The 16,695-nt window shown below is 59.5% G+C and carries 18 protein-coding genes and 2 pseudogenes; 11 read left to right on the forward strand and 9 right to left on the reverse strand.

Annotated elements, in window-relative coordinates; translation table 11 throughout:
- Nucleotides 1-97 precede the first annotated feature (97 nt).
- Nucleotides 98-1,105, forward strand: coding sequence for a L,D-transpeptidase family protein (locus tag AC56QQ_RS28910; RefSeq protein WP_497124245.1), 1,008 nt, complete (start codon nucleotides 98-100; stop codon nucleotides 1,103-1,105).
- A gap of 93 nt (nucleotides 1,106-1,198) precedes the next feature.
- On the opposite strand, the gene AC56QQ_RS28915 is transcribed toward AC56QQ_RS28910, so the two are convergent.
- Entirely contained in the window at nucleotides 1,199-1,819 is a 621-nt protein-coding gene (locus AC56QQ_RS28915) for a transglutaminase-like cysteine peptidase (RefSeq protein WP_497124246.1), read from the reverse strand.
- 584 nt (nucleotides 1,820-2,403) lie between these two features.
- Here AC56QQ_RS28915 and AC56QQ_RS28920 point away from each other — a divergent pair.
- Complete coding sequence (locus AC56QQ_RS28920; RefSeq protein ID WP_497124247.1) at nucleotides 2,404-4,377, forward strand: M23 family metallopeptidase; 1,974 nt, start codon at nucleotides 2,404-2,406, stop codon at nucleotides 4,375-4,377.
- 126 nt (nucleotides 4,378-4,503) lie between these two features.
- The gene (locus AC56QQ_RS28925; protein ID WP_497124248.1) at nucleotides 4,504-5,172 is read left to right on the forward strand and encodes a DUF1007 family protein; all 669 of its coding nucleotides are present in this window, start codon (nucleotides 4,504-4,506) and stop codon (nucleotides 5,170-5,172) included.
- A 50-nt stretch (nucleotides 5,173-5,222) separates the two neighbouring features.
- Here AC56QQ_RS28925 and AC56QQ_RS28930 read toward each other — a convergent pair whose 3' ends face one another.
- Entirely contained in the window at nucleotides 5,223-5,963 is a 741-nt protein-coding gene (locus AC56QQ_RS28930) for a pyridoxine 5'-phosphate synthase (protein ID WP_497124249.1), read from the reverse strand.
- 764 nt (nucleotides 5,964-6,727) lie between these two features.
- Here AC56QQ_RS28930 and copM point away from each other — a divergent pair.
- Together copM and AC56QQ_RS28940 are read left to right on the forward strand one after the other, a co-directional pair.
- Entirely contained in the window at nucleotides 6,728-7,159 is a 432-nt protein-coding gene (copM, locus tag AC56QQ_RS28935; protein ID WP_497124250.1) for a CopM family metallochaperone, read from the forward strand.
- Between the two features lie 45 nt (nucleotides 7,160-7,204).
- On the forward strand, nucleotides 7,205-7,537 hold the full coding sequence (locus AC56QQ_RS28940) for a four-helix bundle copper-binding protein (protein WP_497124251.1): 333 nt from the start codon (nucleotides 7,205-7,207) through the stop codon (nucleotides 7,535-7,537).
- A gap of 431 nt (nucleotides 7,538-7,968) precedes the next feature.
- Here the strand turns inward: AC56QQ_RS28940 and AC56QQ_RS28945 are convergent.
- Nucleotides 7,969-8,125: pseudogene (locus AC56QQ_RS28945) on the reverse strand (YkvA family protein); the annotation flags it as partial.
- Nucleotides 8,126-8,348: 223 nt separating this feature from the next.
- Here AC56QQ_RS28945 and AC56QQ_RS28950 point away from each other — a divergent pair.
- Nucleotides 8,349-8,684: a hypothetical protein gene (locus tag AC56QQ_RS28950; protein WP_497124252.1), complete on the forward strand. Its 336-nt coding sequence runs from the start codon at nucleotides 8,349-8,351 to the stop codon at nucleotides 8,682-8,684.
- A 184-nt stretch (nucleotides 8,685-8,868) separates the two neighbouring features.
- Complete coding sequence (locus AC56QQ_RS28955) at nucleotides 8,869-9,057, forward strand: DUF1059 domain-containing protein (RefSeq protein WP_497124253.1); 189 nt, start codon at nucleotides 8,869-8,871, stop codon at nucleotides 9,055-9,057.
- A 73-nt stretch (nucleotides 9,058-9,130) separates the two neighbouring features.
- Here the strand turns inward: AC56QQ_RS28955 and AC56QQ_RS28960 are convergent, their stop codons facing one another.
- Nucleotides 9,131-10,387: an MFS transporter gene (locus AC56QQ_RS28960; protein WP_497124254.1), complete on the reverse strand. Its 1,257-nt coding sequence runs from the start codon at nucleotides 10,385-10,387 to the stop codon at nucleotides 9,131-9,133.
- A gap of 3 nt (nucleotides 10,388-10,390) precedes the next feature.
- A complete protein-coding gene (locus AC56QQ_RS28965) occupies nucleotides 10,391-11,131 on the reverse strand; it encodes an MBL fold metallo-hydrolase (RefSeq protein ID WP_497124255.1) in 741 nt (246 codons plus the stop codon).
- Nucleotides 11,132-11,201: 70 nt separating this feature from the next.
- On the opposite strand from AC56QQ_RS28965, the gene AC56QQ_RS28970 reads away from it, so the two are divergent.
- The 3 genes from AC56QQ_RS28970 to AC56QQ_RS28980 all read left to right on the forward strand — a co-directional run bounded on the left by AC56QQ_RS28970 (nucleotide 11,202) and on the right by AC56QQ_RS28980 (nucleotide 12,748).
- Complete coding sequence (locus AC56QQ_RS28970) at nucleotides 11,202-11,870, forward strand: ArsR/SmtB family transcription factor (protein ID WP_497124256.1); 669 nt, start codon at nucleotides 11,202-11,204, stop codon at nucleotides 11,868-11,870.
- A 252-nt stretch (nucleotides 11,871-12,122) separates the two neighbouring features.
- Complete coding sequence (locus AC56QQ_RS28975; protein ID WP_497124257.1) at nucleotides 12,123-12,356, forward strand: GDCCVxC domain-containing (seleno)protein; 234 nt, start codon at nucleotides 12,123-12,125, stop codon at nucleotides 12,354-12,356.
- Between the two features lie 104 nt (nucleotides 12,357-12,460).
- Nucleotides 12,461-12,748, forward strand: a complete 288-nt coding sequence (locus AC56QQ_RS28980) for a hypothetical protein (RefSeq protein WP_497124258.1) — start codon at nucleotides 12,461-12,463, stop codon at nucleotides 12,746-12,748.
- A gap of 590 nt (nucleotides 12,749-13,338) precedes the next feature.
- On the opposite strand, the gene AC56QQ_RS28985 is transcribed toward AC56QQ_RS28980, so the two are convergent.
- The 4 genes and pseudogenes from AC56QQ_RS28985 to AC56QQ_RS29000 all read right to left on the reverse strand — a co-directional run bounded on the left by AC56QQ_RS28985 (nucleotide 13,339) and on the right by AC56QQ_RS29000 (nucleotide 16,068).
- Nucleotides 13,339-14,052, reverse strand: coding sequence for a HoxN/HupN/NixA family nickel/cobalt transporter (locus AC56QQ_RS28985; protein WP_497124259.1), 714 nt, complete (start codon nucleotides 14,050-14,052; stop codon nucleotides 13,339-13,341).
- A gap of 78 nt (nucleotides 14,053-14,130) precedes the next feature.
- Nucleotides 14,131-15,135: pseudogene (locus AC56QQ_RS28990) on the reverse strand (cation diffusion facilitator family transporter); the annotation flags it as partial.
- Nucleotides 15,132-15,395 (reverse strand): metal-sensing transcriptional repressor, encoded by a 264-nt coding sequence (locus AC56QQ_RS28995; RefSeq protein WP_497124260.1) that lies wholly within the window; start codon nucleotides 15,393-15,395, stop codon nucleotides 15,132-15,134. The pseudogene AC56QQ_RS28990 and the gene AC56QQ_RS28995, both read right to left, overlap by 4 nt.
- Nucleotides 15,396-15,480: 85 nt before the next feature.
- Complete coding sequence (locus tag AC56QQ_RS29000) at nucleotides 15,481-16,068, reverse strand: periplasmic heavy metal sensor (RefSeq protein ID WP_497124261.1); 588 nt, start codon at nucleotides 16,066-16,068, stop codon at nucleotides 15,481-15,483.
- A 57-nt stretch (nucleotides 16,069-16,125) separates the two neighbouring features.
- Between AC56QQ_RS29000 and AC56QQ_RS29005 the strand changes: the two genes are divergently transcribed.
- Complete coding sequence (locus AC56QQ_RS29005) at nucleotides 16,126-16,692, forward strand: Crp/Fnr family transcriptional regulator (RefSeq protein ID WP_497124262.1); 567 nt, start codon at nucleotides 16,126-16,128, stop codon at nucleotides 16,690-16,692.
- Nucleotides 16,693-16,695: the final 3 nt, after the last annotated feature.

Here is a 16,695-nt window from a genome sequence, read left to right on the forward strand (position 1 = left end):
GGACAATGTTGCTACTGCTATCTGCAACACCTGCGACATCGGACTCACCATGGCGGGGTGCGCGCCGGAAGCTGATCCTAAAGAGGACGAGATCACAGTGCGTCAGAAACTTTCCAAATTCTTGACTTTGTCGGCGCTTGCAATTTTTGTGTCAGGATGCGTGTCGACCGTTCTCGAAGTCGCTGACAAAGCAAACCAGCCAATCAATGCAAGCCTCGTCAGCGATATGAGCAGGCGGAAAATGACGCCGGCCGATCCGATTCTGATCCGGATATTCAAGGATGAGAGTGAGCTAGAGATCTGGAAACGTGATCGCTCTGGGCGCTATGCACTCTTGAAGACCTTTCCAATGTGCCGCTGGTCCGGCAAACTTGGACCCAAAACCAGGAATGGTGACCGTCAGGCTCCAGAAGGGTTCTATCAGGTGTCCGCGGGCATGCTGAATCCGAATTCTCAATATTATCTGTCCTTCAACCTCGGTTACCCCAACAAGCTTGAAAGCGCCCTTGGCTATAGCGGCGAAGCGTTGATGGTTCATGGTGCATGTTCATCGTCGGGATGTTTCGCGCTGACGGATGCCGGTGTTGCGGAAATCTACACGGTCGTCCGCGAAGCCATAAGGGGCGGTCAGTCATCATTTCAGGTGCAGGCTTTTCCATTCCGGATGACCCCCGAAAACATGGCAAGGAACCGCAATGACCCCAATTTTGGTTTCTGGACAAACCTTAAGCAGGGCTACGACAATTTCGAAGTCACTCGCCGCCCGCCGAAGGTCTCGTACTGCGGGAGACGGTATGTTTTCGACGCGGAGTTTGAAGGCGGCGATCCACGCGATCCGCTGGCTTCATGTCCACCTTTGCTAAATTCGGAAAATGGGGCTGTGGCCGCTCGAGACGATGCCGATGCACGCAAGACGCAGGCGCTTCTCGCCTCCGGCGCAACTATCGAAGCTCATGCCTATTCAGACGGAGGCATGCACCCAAGCTTCCGGAAACTTCTCCAAAGCCGCGGCGCAGCGGCCCTTGCCAAGAGAACGTCGTTGGACGACGTGCCGATTAGCCGGCCGGAGGCCGCCTTGGCGGACCCGCACAGTCCGAGCGAATGATGAACGGGAGGCTTAAATGGCGTATGGGTGACAATGCCCAAGCCGCATGGAATTTCTTGGACCTGGCGGAGCCGAATGTAAGGCAGGACGGTCTTACTGCACCGCCCCGACCAACAACGGCTGGCCGTCGCGGATCGAGACCCAGCGTCCGGTGTTGTCGATCGCCTGACGCTTCAAGAAGCTATAGTCTGTTTCGTCCCATTGCCGGACCGTGTCGGTCAGATTGTCGAGGAGAAAATCGCCCTTGTCAGTGCGCACGGTCAGGACCGCATGGCCCTCCCCGTCCGGCTTGCGCACGACAGTGATCAGAAGGTCGGCAAACGACAGTCCCATGCGGTAAAGCTCACGTCGCTTTTCCAGAACATAGTCCTCGCAGTCGCCAACACCCTTGTCAGGATAAGCCCAGACTTCGTCCTGGCCGTAAATGTCGTAGTCGCTCACCGGCTTGACGGCGGCATTGACCCTTACGGTGACGCTTGTCAGCTTCCGAAGGAGCGCGTCCGTCATTCTCGCCGGAGCGAGGTTGCTCGGGCGAATCGAGCATTCGGCCGGGTTGGCCTTGCAGAAATCATGGTGTCCGATCGGCTGCGAAGTGAGACCGCCCGTTGCCATCGGATGGGCAGCAAGCGCCGCTGCCGACCATGCCGAAACAGCCAGTCCGGCAACAATCCCGGCACAAGCGCGCACGACCCGCGCCGTCGAAAAGGAAATCATTTATCCCGCTCGCCCCTGTTAGTTAACGAAATGTTAAAGGCGATTTACAGTCCGTGTCAATTAGATAGACAAGCAGATGGGCAGCATGGTTACCCGGACGGCTCGAGGAGCGGCCGTTATGCAACAACTCAAGACCACTGGGCGATGCCGCCGTTCGGTATTGGAGTGAAGACCTACCAACGAGCGACTATGTTCGCGCTTCGGAGTCCAAGCCCCGTCCCCTCGGGATGGTCCATCGCGCGCGCGTCTGAAAACTGCGGAGTGAGCCACACCCACCGACCATCCGCCGCGTTGAGGTTCCAAAGATCCGTCTCATCCGTTCGCCCAGCCACTGTTGGTGATGTGGGCAAATACAAACGACGAAAGCCCCTCACCAGACGACTTCCATTGCCAAGTTGGGATCGCCACATTTGGACCCAACTGCCGCCTCATTGCCATCGGAAACCGGTCTGGACGATGGGGCCGAACCAACAGAGTCCGGCTTTAGGCAGCCTTGTCGTTGACTTTGCCAGTCGTGACGGGCAACTGTTTCGGCTCAATGCGGCGGAAAGCCGCTCCGCCTCGGGGAAGAAGCGCCTTTCTGGATGCCAGACACGGAAGATGTCATCGCTGCGCTCGGCAATGAGCCGCCGCTGGTCGCAGATGGCCGAAGCCGCCCGCCTGACCGGCGCGAGATTTCGGCGCGCTGGCTGTCGGGCACCTTCCTCACCGGCGTGACCTCGAGTGTGCTGATGGGCGTGGCACTGTTCGCAGCTGTTGATGGACGCCAGCAACTGGCGACGCCACCCGAGATCGCCGAGTTGGCTCACCTCGAAAACGGCGGCGATTCCGGCGAAGTCGCCAAGATGACCAGGCTTGTGGCTCTAAGGCAGATCGCCAAGGCCAAGGACCGGAGGCGCATGGAAGTGTCGATGGTGACCAAGGTCGGTGACCGAGACGTCATCCACACCATGCCCTTCGTGCAGATCAAGATGGCGCTTGCCGCCGGACACACGACCAACCGCCCCTACCCGCCCTTCGACCCGCTGCAGGTGTTTGCCGACGACGGCGCCGAGCAGCCGGCGCCCACCGATGCGGGCGTCGGCCAGATCTATGGCGCCAAGGTCGAAAGTGAAATGAGTTTGAAGACCGTCGATTTCCCGATCGAGACGGCATCTTTCGATGAAAAGAGCGATCTTTCCGCCGACGAGGTCGAAAAGGTGGTGCGCGGGGCCGCCACAGGTCTGAGCGACGGCGCCGTGCAGGTCGCATCGCTGCATTATGTTGATCCGCAGCGCTTCGGCGATGCCTTTGCCGAAAGCATGGCCGGCTCCTACGACGTCAAGATCGTGCCGGAAAACGTCTCGGTGTCGCCGCGCGCCGTTGCCGACGATCAGACGCCGGCTTTCGCCGAGGAAATCATCCCTTTCACCAAGGACCTCGACATATCAGAGGCTTTCGCCGATTCGGGCTATACGGGCGACGACGCTACCGGCATGGTGGAGGCGATCGCCAAATTGCTGAATGCGCCGGCGCTCAAGGCGGGAACCGTGCTGCGCGTCGGGCTTGAGGTCCATGGCGACGCCGCCAAGGTCGTCCGCACCAGCGTCTACGACAGGACCCAGCACATCGTCACCATCGCGCTCGACGATCACGGCCAGTATGTGCCGGCGCAGGAGCCGGAGGCCAATCCCGAGCTGCTGACCGCATTCGACGATTCGCCGCCGGTGGCGGTGCGCGGCAATCTGCCGAACATCTATGACGGCATCTACCGCGCCGCCTATTCCTACGGCATTTCGAAAAAGATGACGCAGCAGCTGGTCAAGCTGCTGGCATCTGACGTCGACTTCCAGTCGCGGCTCAATCCGTCGGACCGCCTTGATGTGCTGTTCTCGCAACCAGACAGCGACGACCATGCGTCCGACGAGTCCGAACTGCTTTATGTCTCGTCGACCTTTGGCGGCACGGTACACACTTTCTACCGATTCCAGATGCAGGACGGCGGCACCGATTATTTCGACGAGAATGGCAGCAGCGCCGAGCAGTTTCTGCTGCGCAACCCGGTTCCCAATGGCAGGTTTACCTCTGGCTTCGGACTTCGGCGTCACCCGATCCTCGGTTACGTCAAAATGCATACCGGAACTGATTGGGCCGCCCCGATCGGAACGCCGATTATTGCCGCCGGCAACGGCGTCGTCGAGAAGGCTGGATGGGCCAGTGGCTATGGCAAGCAGACTGTACTACGCCACGCCAACGGCTATGAGACGTCCTACAATCACCAGAATGCCTTTGCCAGCGGCATCGTGCCGGGCGCGAGAGTGAGGCAAGGACAGGTCATCGGCTATCTTGGCTCGACCGGTCTTTCCACGGGTCCCCATCTCCACTACGAGTTGATCGTCAACGGCACCAAGGTCGATGCGATGCGCGTTCGCCTGCCGGTCGGCAAGGTTCTGAAGGGCGACGACCTTGTTGCCTTCAAGCGCGAGCGCCAGCGCATCGACGACCTGCTCAAGCAGGAAGACAGCGACCACTTGAGAGTAGCGAGCGCCAAGGGCGATGACTGTGCAACAATTTGCTGAGATTCTGCGACAGGTGCAGCACGCCGGCCAACGCTCAGTCTATCGGTTTGAATCGAGCCGTTGTTTAGAACCATGCTTTTGTCGCAACCGGCCCAAGCTTTGCTCTCCTGCCTTGGAGGCGTACCGATGAGTCGCAAGTCGGCATTCAAGCTCACTTCAATCGCGCCGATGATCGCCTTTTGCTTGACGGTTCCTGCAAACGCACACCCTCATGTTTTTGCCGAAGCGAGCCTCCGCATCACGCTTTCCCTTGACCAATCGTCCGTAAACTCGCTGCAGCATTTGTGGCGCTTCGACGAAATATTTTCCAGCACGGTGATGATGGAGTTCGACAAGAATTTCGATCTCAAGCTCGACAAAACAGAGATGAATCTTGTTTCCGAAACGGTCTATGCATCGCTTGCTGACTACAACTATTTTCAGCTCGTAACCGTCGATGGAAAAGACATTTTGATCGATCCTCCACCTTCGCTCACGACAAAATTTGACAATGACCAGTTGATCGTCTCGTTCGAATCAAAGCCCAAGACGCCCCTGATGCTTGCCGGAAAGATCGATTTTGGGGTTTACGATCCAAGCTTCTACACCGCCATTGATTTTCTGACGGATGACAATTTGGTGGTCGACCGGTTGCCCGCGGCGTGCACGCGCACAGTCATAAGGCCGAATGCCAACGAAGCCATTTCGCAAAATCAGAAAACCCTCACGGACGCGTTTTTCAACGATCCCGCCGGGACTGACATGAGCAAGATATTTGCGACGAAGCTTGAATTGTCCTGTGGCGCAAAGGGCTAGCAGTTATCGATTGCTTGGGCGTTTCCCAGTCCTTTGCCCAACGCAAGCGTCTACCACCCGCAGGCTTTCAGAAACCGTCCGACTGTGCCGGCCATGCCATACTCCAACGCATCGGCTGTCAACCCATGTCCGATTGACACTTCGGCCAAGGCCGGGATGCGCTTTGCCAGTGCCGGCAAATTGTTCACCACCAGATCGTGCCCGGCATTGACCTGAAGCCCGGCGGCAAGGGCTGCGTCGGCGGTTTTTCCCAATCTTTCCAGCTCCTTGGCCGCCTTGGCGGAATCGGAATGGCAGCTTCCATAGGGACCCGTGTAGAGCTCGATCCGGTCGGCGCCGGTGTCGCGCGCGGCCGTAACACCTTCAGGATGGGAGTCGGAAAACAGCGACACGCGAACACCCGCCTTTTTCAGGCGCTTGACAATGGGAGTGAGGAACGCAGCCTCGGCGACAAAGTTCCAGCCATGGTCGGAGGTCGCCTGCGCCGGATCGTCCGGTACCAGCGTCACCTGTTCGGGCTGGTGCTTTTCCACCAGCGCCAGAAAATCCTCGTTCGGATAACCCTCGATGTTGAATTCGGCTTTGGGAAACTCGTCGTCGATCAGCGCCCTGATCTCCGGCAGGTCGGAGTGCCGCGTGTGCCGTTCGTCGGGGCGCGGATGCACCGTCAGCCCATGCGCGCCGGCGGCAAGGGCTAAGCGCCCGAGCCCGATCACGCTCGGCCATGGCAGGTCGCGCCGGTTGCGCAGCATGGCGATGGCGTTGAGATTGACGGAAAGCTTCGCGGGCATGGTTTCGGGTCCGGCTCTGTCTAGAGAGCATCTATACCGCCTTTGGCGGGAACAGACATCGCCATTCCAGTGTTCCAGCCCGGCAAACGGAACCCAGAGCGCGAGCGTTCCATAGCAACAACGACCATAGTTTATTCATCGACGTACCCGTGACGCCGACATGCCATTTTTCGCGGCTAAGCACGTATGGTGCCGCAAAGCATGCAATCGCCTGATCGTTCCTCTGGCAGGGCGGAAGCCTCTCGCTTCAGTCGCCCGGCTTGTTCACAATCATGGCGATCGGAATTTGCTCTTTCTAAGCTTCTCTAGGAACAAAGACCGACAGGTGTCCGTTAGCCAAAATTGGAGGCTATCAGTCTCGTGGACAATCGACGGCTACACATCCTGATCCTGGCGGTTTGCATCGCGGCAGCGATGGCATTTGTCGCGGCTACGCCGGCCCGAGTGCCAGAAAGACTTGCTGTAGCCGAAGCCATCGCGTCGGCCGGAACTCACGTTGTCGTCAATTGCGATAAAGTTATCGGGGACCGCCGCTGTTGCATGCCACTGCATTGCACGGCGGGGATCACTCCTGGTTCTTTTGCGCTGGCATTCCGGCCGCCGAGTTCAGACGCGGCTACAGGAAAGACGGACCCGTTCCAGTCCCACGCGTCAGGCCAGCTGGAACGACCGCCAAAACAATCCCTTTAGAAACTTGGTACCCCATCCGTTCATCGGACAGCCGCGTCGCTGTCTACCAATCCAAATTACATCGGAGAAATATCATGCGTAACGTCATAATCGCCCTTGCAACAGCTACTCTGTTGGCGGGCGCAAGTTCAGCCGCTCTTAGCCAGGAAGGTTCCGCACAGGCTTCACCACTGCCGAAGCAATGCCGTCAAGCCGGCACCGAACAAATGTCTGGCATGGATACGCCAAAGATGGACGCATCCGGAATGGACGAAGCCCACCAAGCATACATGGCGTCAATGACGAAAATGGAGCCAGCCATGATGGAAGGCATCAAAGCCAAGGATGCTGACGTGGCCTTCATCTGCGGGATGATCGCCCATCACCAGGGCGCTATCGATATGGCGGAGGTCGAGCTCAAATACGGCGACAACGCCGACGCTAAGAAAAAGGCGCAGATGGTCATCGATGCTCAGAAGAAGGAAATCAAGGACTACACGAAGTGGCTCAAGACCAATGCAAAATAGTCAAGCGCACCCGCATTCGATACGAGCATTTAAAGGAGAATTTCCATGCACCAACTGAGTCCGAAAATGAGGGCCTGCATCGAGGAATGCTTGCGCTGCTATTCAACATGCCTTTCGACTGCGATGGGTCACTGCCTGGAAATGGGCGGAGAGCACACCGAGAGGAAGCATTTCACCTTGATGATGGCCTGCGCCGAAATCTGCCGAACATCGGCACATTTCATGTTGCTCGGCTCCGAGCATCACAAGCATGTTTGCCGTGAGTGCGCGGAGATCTGTGCCCAATGCGCGGATGATTGCGAGCGCCTCGGCGACATGCAGGAGTGTGTCGACACTTGCCGGCAATGCGCCGAAGCCTGCCGCACGATGGCTGGTTAGCCAACTTAAAGACGGGGCGCTGAATTACAGCGCCCCGACTTGCCACTGCCGCGAAGTTCACCAGATACATACATCCTTGCGAACTACGTGAACACATCTGTGTGGTCACCGTACCTAGACAGCTGCGGGGGGTGGCTGCGGAAGGAAGGCAGTGGGGGAGATGAAATAAACCGAAAGTTGCGCCACCGGACGTAAACAGCGACCATCGTCACGAGCGCTCCGCCCGCCGCCAGGTAGATCCGGACCGGTTCCAGATATGTCAGCAGCGCGCTAGCGCCGAACATGAACTGCAAGAGCTTGTTGCAAATCGGGCAAGCGATGCCGATGTAATTGGCGATCCCACCAATGCTCGCGAGCTTGAGCCCACATGCCGGAACTGGGATCGTCACATAGATCCCGAGTAGAAGCGCCTGTAGCGCAAGTAGCCCGACCTCGGGTATGAGATCAATTGGGCTTAAGGCATAAGCGGCGGCGACGCCCGCTGCTTCGCATACCAAGGACGCGCGGATCGCGCGCGGCTATCCAGAGCGCCACCACGTCACGCTTTATGCTTTTTGCCCAGGTTTTGAGAGACGCTAAAGTCGTCACACTTTTATCCGTTGCGTCCCGCAGATTTCAAACTGACCCACTACCGCGGCCTTGTCCCGATGGAAGGTTGCGCCATTAAATGCTATACTGGCTTGTTGACTTCCAAAAATAAACGGGAGGAATGCATGGAACATACTGAAGCAAAGTCTGAATTTGATCGGCGGTCGGTGTTGATCTTCGGTGCGGCGGCGCAGCTGTGCTGTTCGGAGGAAGCTCGCCCGCAGTGGCGGACGAAGCGAAAGTCGAGGAACTTGCTCCAGGAGTTACATTGAAAACGTTCAAAGAGGTAGCGCCTATAGGGCCGGTTCCCGGCTTCTCGAAGGCGCTGCTCATGGAAATCACCTTCCAGCCCGGATCAACGTTCACGGACCCGGGGTCTAAAACCGTGGACATATGCGAAATTCAAGGTGCACCGCTCTATGCGGAAATCAAAGGGAAGGAACCGATGACGTTACAGCCCGGCGACATCTATTTCTGCCCTGTCGGGAACCTAGAAACCGACACGAACAAGAGCGACAAACCCAGCATCATGCGTATTATCGAACTGGTACCAGCCTGATACCAGCGGGGCTCATAGGGCTGGGGCTCTGGTGCCAACCGCCCCGGCCCTTGGTTGAATAGGGGCCACGCTTAGCCGGCTTCTCAGTAGTGGGTCAGTTTCAAATCGGCTCGGCCCATAACTGTGAATTGACAAACGCGCCGTGTCCTCGCTTGCTATGTAAGCAAACTAGGGAGGTGAAGATATGGCCTATTCATATCGGTGCAAGGACTACCCTGGAATGGAAGCCTGTCCAGGGTCGTTTATGGCTGAGACTGAAACTGAACTGTGGAAACACATCGAGCTTCACGCCGCCATCGCTCATCAGGAGAACCCTGAGCAGTGGTCACCGGAAGACCGGCAACAGATGAAAAAGCTCATTCAAGCTAGCTAAATTCTGCTTTTTGTAGGGGGCCGAGTTCATTGATCCAATCATGCCGTTCACGACAACCGACCGTCGGACGGGATCAGCCCTTGGCAGCCTCCCGCATCACGATGGCAACAATCGCGCCTGAGAGAAACGTCAATGCGGCGATAGATGTGATCGCCCATGAGAGCCCGAAGCGATCGGCGATGAGCCCTGCGGAGAGCGCTCCGATCGCGTAGCCGAGATCGCGCCAGAACCGATAGACGCTGAGCGAGCGGGCGCGCCAGCTTGGATGCGAGGCGTCGGAAACGGCCGCGATCAAGCTCGGATAGACCATCGCCGTTCCAAGGCCGAGAAGAAGACTGCCGACGAGCCACCATTCGAACCGGCTTGTGGCCGCGGTGAGAAACAGGCCGCCGGCCTGGATCCACATTCCGGCGACGATCAGGCCCTTGCGACCCCAGCGATCGCTCAAGGGGCCGGTAACGATCTGCAGTATTCCCCAGGTCGCGGGATAGATCGCCTTCAGAATGCCGATGCGCTCGATGCCAAGTCCGAAGGACACGAAGAACAATGGGAAAATACCCCAGCTCATGCCGTCATTGAGGTTGTTGACGAGGCCGGCTTGCGATGCGGCGAACAGATTGCGATTCCGAAACGAGGTCAGCGCAAAAACCTCCCGGAAGCTGATCGGCGCGGATTGCTGTGCGTGAGCGGATACCTCAAGCCGGAGGTGGTCGCGCGTGTCGCGAATGAGTAGCACCGACAACACTGTGCCGATGACGGCATAGCCGATCCCGAGGTACATGGGTACGGGACGCAGACCATATCGCGAGGCAAGATAGCCTGTGAGGAACGCCGTCACGCCGACAGCGAGATAGCCGGCAAATTCATTGAGGCCGACGGCAAGGCCTCGCGATTTCGGGCCGACGAGATCGACCTTCATCACCACCGTCATCGACCAGGCGAGTCCCTGGTTGATGCCGAGCAGTGCATTAGCCGCAATCACCCATCCCCAGCTTGGGGCCCAGATGATCATGAACGGAACCGGCAAGCCCACAAGCCAGCCGAGGACGAGAACGCGCTTGCGGCCCCAGGTATCGGCGAGTTGGCCGGAGACGAGATTGGCAAGCGCCTTGACCACGCCGAAGCTCACGATGAAGGAGACGATGAGCGTCGTTGAGGTAATGCCGAACTCTTCCGACCCCATCAGCGGCACGACCGTTCGTTCGATCCCGACCATGCCGCCGACAAAGGCGTTTACCAGCATCAGCAGAGCAAACTGCCGCCAGTTTTCCTTGAGCCCAAGCCTGACGGTCGAGCCTGCTGGCTGCGAAACCGATGCCGAGTCGATCATCGCTCAGGCCGCGGCGGCGGCCAGGCCGGCATTGGCGGCGCGGTTGCGTGCCGCGTCCGGCGGTGGGGGCGGTATGTCCGCGATCATCGTGGCGACGAAAGCGTCCTCCTCGTCGATGCGGAACGCCTTGTTGAAGCGTTTCTCGAAGCCAATCGTCGATGTCGGCTTGCCGCTGAGCGAGCGCCCGCAGACCGAGCCGGAAAAGGCGCCGGGCAGCACTTCGACGTGATCCGGCAGCTGCTTGAGGCGCCGCGCGCTGGAAAACAGCGTGCGCGCGCCGGCCTCGGCGCTGGTTGCAAGTTCGGTTCGTCCGAGATCGCCAACCATGAGAGTGTGGCCTGTCAGCACGAACCATGGCTCGGCCGCGCGTGTCCTGTCGGTGACCAGGAGCGAGATGTGCTCCGGCGTGTGCCCGGGCGTGTGCATGACGGTCATGGACACGTTGCCGAGTTCGAGCACGTCGCCGTCCTTGGCGCGCACAAACGGGAAACCGGCTTCCGCGCCTTCGAACAGCACATATTGCGCGCCGGAAGCTGCGGCGAGCGCCCGCCCGGCAGAAATGTGGTCGGCATGAATGTGCGTGTCGACCACATAGAGGATGCGCATGCCGGTTGCCTCGGCAACCTCGAGATAAGGCGCGATGTCGCCGACCGGATCGACGACGGCGGCGGCCGACTTGCCGCCGCAGCCGAACAGATAAGAGGCGGCGACGGGATCGGAATGGAGGAATTGTCTGAGGATCATGACTTGCGCTCCCTACCTCGCCTGATATAACATTCAATTATTCTGCTGAATGTTTCATCGAGAAGAGCGCATGTCAAGCATCGGGCCAAAACAGGCGATTTTCGCCAGCCTTGCCGAAGTGGCCCGAGCTCTCGGGCACGCGCACCGGCTGGAATTGCTGGAACATCTTGCCCAGGGTGAACGGAGCGTCGAGGGACTTGCGGCACGGGTGAGCCTCAACTTTGCCAACGCCTCGCGCCACCTTCAAATCCTTCGACGCGCGCGACTTGTCGAGGCGCAGCGGCGCGGCAAGCATGTGCTATATCGTCTTGCCGGAGATACCCAGGTGGTTGAATTGATGAAGGCCCTGGGGCGCGTGGGCGAGCGGAACGTCGCGGAGGTCAATCGCGTCATGATCGACTACTTCCACGCTCGCGACGCGTTGGAGGCTGTTTCGCGCGAAGACCTTGTCTCAAGACTGCATGACGGCCTTGTCACGGTTCTCGACGTCCGGTCGGAGGACGAATTTTCGCTCGGACATCTTCCGGGGGCGCTCAACATCCCGCTCGCTGAACTTGAACGCCGGCTGGCGGAGCTTCCTGCGAACCGGGAGGTCATCGCCTATTGCCGTGGCCCTTATTGCGTTCTCTCGTTCGAGGCTGTCGCGGCGTTGCGAACGCTCGGCTACGCAGTTCACCGACTTGAGGATGGCTACCCGGAATGGAAGGCTGCCGGGCTGCCGATTGAAACGGCAACCTGAATTGACACAGCACCCAGAAGTGTCGGGCGGATGACATGATGCTGGCGCCGAAACGGATGAGCACGGCTTAGAAATTCCCTTGCAAATGCTGCTTTTCGAAATCAGCCTGAGCCGATGATGATGGTGGCACGCTTGTCGCCAAAACAAATCCTGATCATGCTGCTCGCGGTCGTCGGCGCGTGATCGAGATGCTGGCGGATCACGGCCAGTGCGAGCATTCTCTCCACTGATTGTCGAGCAGGTGCGATCCGCATGACTCAACTCACAACCACACTTACCTGTCCCCATTGCGGACATCGGGCTGCCGAAACGATGCCGGTCGATGCCTGCCAGTTCTTCTATGAGTGCAAGGGCTGCGGGACGTTGCTTCGGCCAAAGACGGGGGACTGCTGCGTCTTCTGTTCCTACGCAGACGTGCCGTGTCCGCCAGTCCAGGAGGCGCGTGGACGGCCGGCGCCCTGCGGTAATGGGGATTGTCATTGTTGACGAAATCGCGTCAGGCCAAGCCGAGCGGTTCTGATGTCGCAGCGCCGGGCAATCACGGGCTTGGGACTTGCAAAAGCAGCACTTTGCGATCGGCCTAGCGGATCATGGCCCGACTTTCGCCAAAACATCTGCTCGTCATGCTGCTCGCGGTCTTGCTGACCGCCGGGCTCAGCCTTTCCGGCGCTCGGGCGAGCATCATGTCGGCGAAGATGACGATGACCGCCGGCATGGCCGGAATGTCCGGTATGGGAACCGCCAGCGATTGCAGCTCGTGCCTGAAAGGCGCGGGCGACAACGGCAACCCGATGCACTGTCCGCCGACCTGTATCGCGCCGGCGTTCGCTGTGCTGCCGCAAGACCTCGTCGTAATGATGGTGCCGCCGGCGCAATAACCATCGCCGCTGCCGACCCCGTTCCTGCTCGGGAGAAGTACCCTGCCCGAACCATCCCTCCAAGACCCTCTCGTCTGACGCCGTTTCAGCCGTCCCGCAGCTGAGTTCCGGCGCCTGATCGCCCGCCAAGCGCGTTGTTGCGCCGTGAGCGCAGACAGCAATTCAATCGATGGCTCGCCGTCGATCGAGATCGCAAAGGGCATAAGGGTGAATTCCGATTTCAGTCATTTCATATCGCGCCGCAGGCTTTCTCGTCGCGGCGACGGGCCTTGCCGTTTCGGCATCGATGCGCCCGGCATCGTCACTGGCTGCCGCTATCGATGAGCGCCGGATCAGAACCGCGCCGAGCCAGGCCCGGTTCAGCGGCCCAGATGGGCCGTATATCCCGGTGCGGGCCTATCACGGCACCATCCCCGGCTCGACGCTGCGCCTGCGCCAGGGCCAACCGGTTGCTAATGCTGGCGTTGGAAAGTGTATGGCGGACTGGCAAAACACCTGATCCATGAACACGGTTTTAGCGGCAGGCAGATCGTCGACAGATGGAACCTATCCGACGGCTGCGGCGGGGGTATATAAATTTGCCACGAGCCTCAATTCGACGTGATCTGCCAGAAAGCAACGCCGGCGAGCGCAAGCCCGGCGGCACCTTCGATGGTTCGGGAAATGACATCGAACAGGCGTGGCCGGCTGTCGAAAAAATGCACGAGACGCTCGCGAAACAGGATCGACAGAACCGCGACACAAGATAGCGTCAGCGCCACCCCGACCATCATGGTGATTGCAAACAGGATGCCGGCGACCGGAACGCCTCTGGATATCGCGAAGGTCATCACGAAAAGCGTCAGGGGACAGGGGATAAGACCAGCCATGACACCCACGGCCTCGCCTTCATGCTTGTGGTGATGGCCATGGCTCAAAGCGCGCCAGAGCATCCAGGCGCCAATCAGCCCAAGCAGGCCGCGACTGACATCTTCCAAAAGCGGAGCGCGGCCAACGCTGCCTAAAGCGATGGACACCAGCGGCAGCGAGAGAACTGCGATCAGGACGGCAATCGTCACATGCGTGAAGGAGAGCGTCAGCGACACTACAAGCCCACGCTGGACGCTGGCATCCGATCCTGCCAGATAGGTGGCTAGCACGGCTTTGCTATGGCCGGGCGTCAGGGCATGCGCCGCACCGAACAGAATACCCACCGGCAGGAAGGCCATGAAGGCCAGCCAGCCGCCGCCGGCCGAAAGCAGTCTGATCTGGTCGGCGAGCGCCAGATAGATCGTGCGCTGGAACTCGACAAGCGTTTGGAACATCAGGTGAGACTAGCAGAAGCGAGCCGGTCGCTGCGACCGTCAGTGCTTGTGACCGTCATGTTCGCCATGAGCATGTTCATGGAAGTGTGGATGGTCGTGCTCTTCATGTTCGGTCGAAAACCGCACGTTTGCCGCTGCGAGAGCCGGCATATGCTCGAATAGCTCATCTTCCAGCGCGGCTGTGATCTTGTTGGCCTCCGAGACGGGCAACGCTTCATCGACGGCAATGGCAATGTCAGCGTGCAGCTTATGGCCAATCCATCGCGCCCTGGCATCGACAATACGCGCTCCCGGCACATGCGCGGCGGCGTGTTGAATTTCATCCATCACGCCGGGCTCTATGCCGTCCAACATGCGGGTGAGCACCGAGCGCGCCGACTGCCAGACGATGCCGAAAATCGCAATCGTAATGAGCAGTCCGACAATCGGGTCGGCTAGTGGAAAGCCGAGCCAGACGCCGAGGGCTCCGGCGACGACGGCAAGGCTGGTGAGCCCATCGGTGCGGGCATGGTAGCCGTCGGCGATGAGCGCAGCGCTGTTGATTTCGCGACCGACGCGGATACGAAACACCGCAACCGCCTCATTGCCGAGAAAGCCGACAATGCCTGCCGCCGTCAGCCAGCCAAGATGGGTCACTGCTTGCGGATTTATCAGCCGCTCAATAGCCTGGTATCCCGCGACGATGGCACTGAACAGGATGATCAGCACAATGATGATCCCGGCCAAATCCTCGACCCGGCCAAGACCGTAGGTGAACGTCTTGGTAGGCCTACGCCGCGCCAGCATGAACGCGATCCAAAGCGGAACTGCGGTGGTGGCGTCGCCGATGTTGTGGATCGTGTCGGCCAGCAGCGCCACGCTGCCCGACAACACAACCACGACCATCTGCAACGCCGCCGTGATGGCCAGGATGACGAACGACCATTTGATCGCCCAAATACCTCGGTCGGTCGTTGCGATCGTCGCGTCGATCACGCCATGCGTATGGCCATGCGGCCCGCTGCCATGGTCGTGACCGTGCGCCCCGTGATCATGCGACCCGAAGCCAAACCAGTCGAGAATGCGCGCTCCGAGGCCGCTCATAGGTATTTCGCCAGCTGCTTGAGTTCTGCCAGCGAGTTGCCGCCGGACTCTGCGGCGTCTGTCAGGCAATGCTCGATGTGATCGTGGATCAGTTCACGCTTGGCGCTGCTGATCGCGCTTTCCACCGCGTGGAGCTGCTGCGCCAAGTCAACGCAGGGACGATGGGCCTCGAACATGGACAGCACCGCCGCGAGGTGGCCCTGCGCGCGCTTCAGACGCTTGACGATGGCGGGATGGGAGGCGTGGACGTGATCTGACATGGCCGATGCGTATCCTCCCGGGGAGGATAGCGTCAAGCGCTTTTGGAAGCGCCACCCGTCCGGTTGGGAAGGCTTGCCATCAGCTTCAATCAGAATGACCCTCGTGGGTCGTGCTTTTCGCGTACCCTCGCAACTGAGCATAGCGGGCGATCTGGTGGGGATTCAGAACCTCGATCATTGCCAAGTGGTAGCGCAGATGTGCCGCACGCAGAGCGCCTTGCACAACGCCGATCCGCGAGGCCGCCGCATCTAGCGATGCCGGCGTCACGGTCCTGTCAGCGAACAGCCTATCCAACGCCATCTCTTCGGCGATAAGCCGCTCACCGAGCGGAATAGTCTCAATTTTCATGGCACTAAGCAGTGCTTTCACTTTCGCTCTCTGTTCGTTGTTCAGCTGAAGCGCATCTGCGAGTTCGAGCACGTGCGACGGGCCGGGATAGCCGTTGAGCTCGGCCACCAGCGCGAGCCCCATGCCGCGGCCAGTCTTGAGATCCGCAATCTCCTGATCCGCTAGCGCCTTCACAGCGCGTCGCTCCATCCCTGCATAGGGCGAACCGGTTATCGTCGCAGACTGGGCAGAATGGCCGGGCATCATCCCCTGATGCTGCGCCCACGCCGCTCCATTGCCAGTAAGCTGCAGGGCAAGACACAGCACAACCTGACCTCGAGACATCTCGTCAATCCTCAGTTTGTTTGGCCGCCACTCTTGCAGTGAATGGGTGATCCGAACATGATCACGATCATGTCAAACTCTCTGCTTTTCGAATTGTCGAAATTGGCTGAGCGCGAGCAAGAACTCGTTGAGGACGACGTGCTGTTTCGTGTTGGCGACCCCATCCTGTCGCTGTTTTTGGTCGCCTCGGGAGAACTTCGGCTCACCCGTTCGCTACCGCACGGGTTCGAACTCACGTTGCAGCGTGCCGGCGCAGGTGCCGTCCTCGCCGAGGCGTCACTGTTCGCCGAAAATTATCACTGCGAGGCCGTCGCCACGGAAGCTTCGGTGCTGCGGGTCGTGCCGCGCCAACAGTTGCAGGCGGCTCTGACGTCCGACCCCGATCTGGCGCGAGCTTGGACACGCCATTTGGCGCAGGAAGTGCAGCGGACGCGGACAGTCGCCGAGATATTGTCGTTGAAAACGGTTGCGCAGCGGATCGAAGCCTGGATTGTCCTCAATGACGGGATCTTACCGTCCAAGGGTCATTGGCGCGGGTTGGCTTCGGAGATCGGGATCACGCCAGAGGCGCTTTACCGCGAACTCGCCAAGCGGAGATCATCTCCCCTCGCCGGCTCCAATTAGTCG

Source organism: Mesorhizobium sp. RCAM 05099, from assembly GCF_059683685.1.

Coding starts and splice junctions, on each gene's coding strand:
- AC56QQ_RS28915 (WP_497124246.1), bottom strand. CDS start 1,819: ATGATTTCCTTTTCGACGGCGCGGGTCGTGCGCGCTTGTGCCGGGATT.
- AC56QQ_RS28920 (WP_497124247.1), top strand. CDS start 2,404: ATGCCAGACACGGAAGATGTCATCGCTGCGCTCGGCAATGAGCCGCCG.
- AC56QQ_RS28925 (WP_497124248.1), top strand. CDS start 4,504: ATGAGTCGCAAGTCGGCATTCAAGCTCACTTCAATCGCGCCGATGATC.
- AC56QQ_RS28930 (WP_497124249.1), bottom strand. CDS start 5,963: ATGCCCGCGAAGCTTTCCGTCAATCTCAACGCCATCGCCATGCTGCGC.
- copM (WP_497124250.1), top strand. CDS start 6,728: ATGCGTAACGTCATAATCGCCCTTGCAACAGCTACTCTGTTGGCGGGC.
- AC56QQ_RS28940 (WP_497124251.1), top strand. CDS start 7,205: ATGCACCAACTGAGTCCGAAAATGAGGGCCTGCATCGAGGAATGCTTG.
- AC56QQ_RS28955 (WP_497124253.1), top strand. CDS start 8,869: ATGGCCTATTCATATCGGTGCAAGGACTACCCTGGAATGGAAGCCTGT.
- AC56QQ_RS28960 (WP_497124254.1), bottom strand. CDS start 10,387: ATGATCGACTCGGCATCGGTTTCGCAGCCAGCAGGCTCGACCGTCAGG.
- AC56QQ_RS28965 (WP_497124255.1), bottom strand. CDS start 11,131: ATGATCCTCAGACAATTCCTCCATTCCGATCCCGTCGCCGCCTCTTAT.
- AC56QQ_RS28970 (WP_497124256.1), top strand. CDS start 11,202: ATGTCAAGCATCGGGCCAAAACAGGCGATTTTCGCCAGCCTTGCCGAA.
- AC56QQ_RS28975 (WP_497124257.1), top strand. CDS start 12,123: ATGACTCAACTCACAACCACACTTACCTGTCCCCATTGCGGACATCGG.
- AC56QQ_RS28980 (WP_497124258.1), top strand. CDS start 12,461: ATGGCCCGACTTTCGCCAAAACATCTGCTCGTCATGCTGCTCGCGGTC.
- AC56QQ_RS28985 (WP_497124259.1), bottom strand. CDS start 14,052: ATGTTCCAAACGCTTGTCGAGTTCCAGCGCACGATCTATCTGGCGCTC.
- AC56QQ_RS28995 (WP_497124260.1), bottom strand. CDS start 15,395: ATGTCAGATCACGTCCACGCCTCCCATCCCGCCATCGTCAAGCGTCTG.
- AC56QQ_RS29000 (WP_497124261.1), bottom strand. CDS start 16,068: ATGTCTCGAGGTCAGGTTGTGCTGTGTCTTGCCCTGCAGCTTACTGGC.
- AC56QQ_RS29005 (WP_497124262.1), top strand. CDS start 16,126: ATGATCACGATCATGTCAAACTCTCTGCTTTTCGAATTGTCGAAATTG.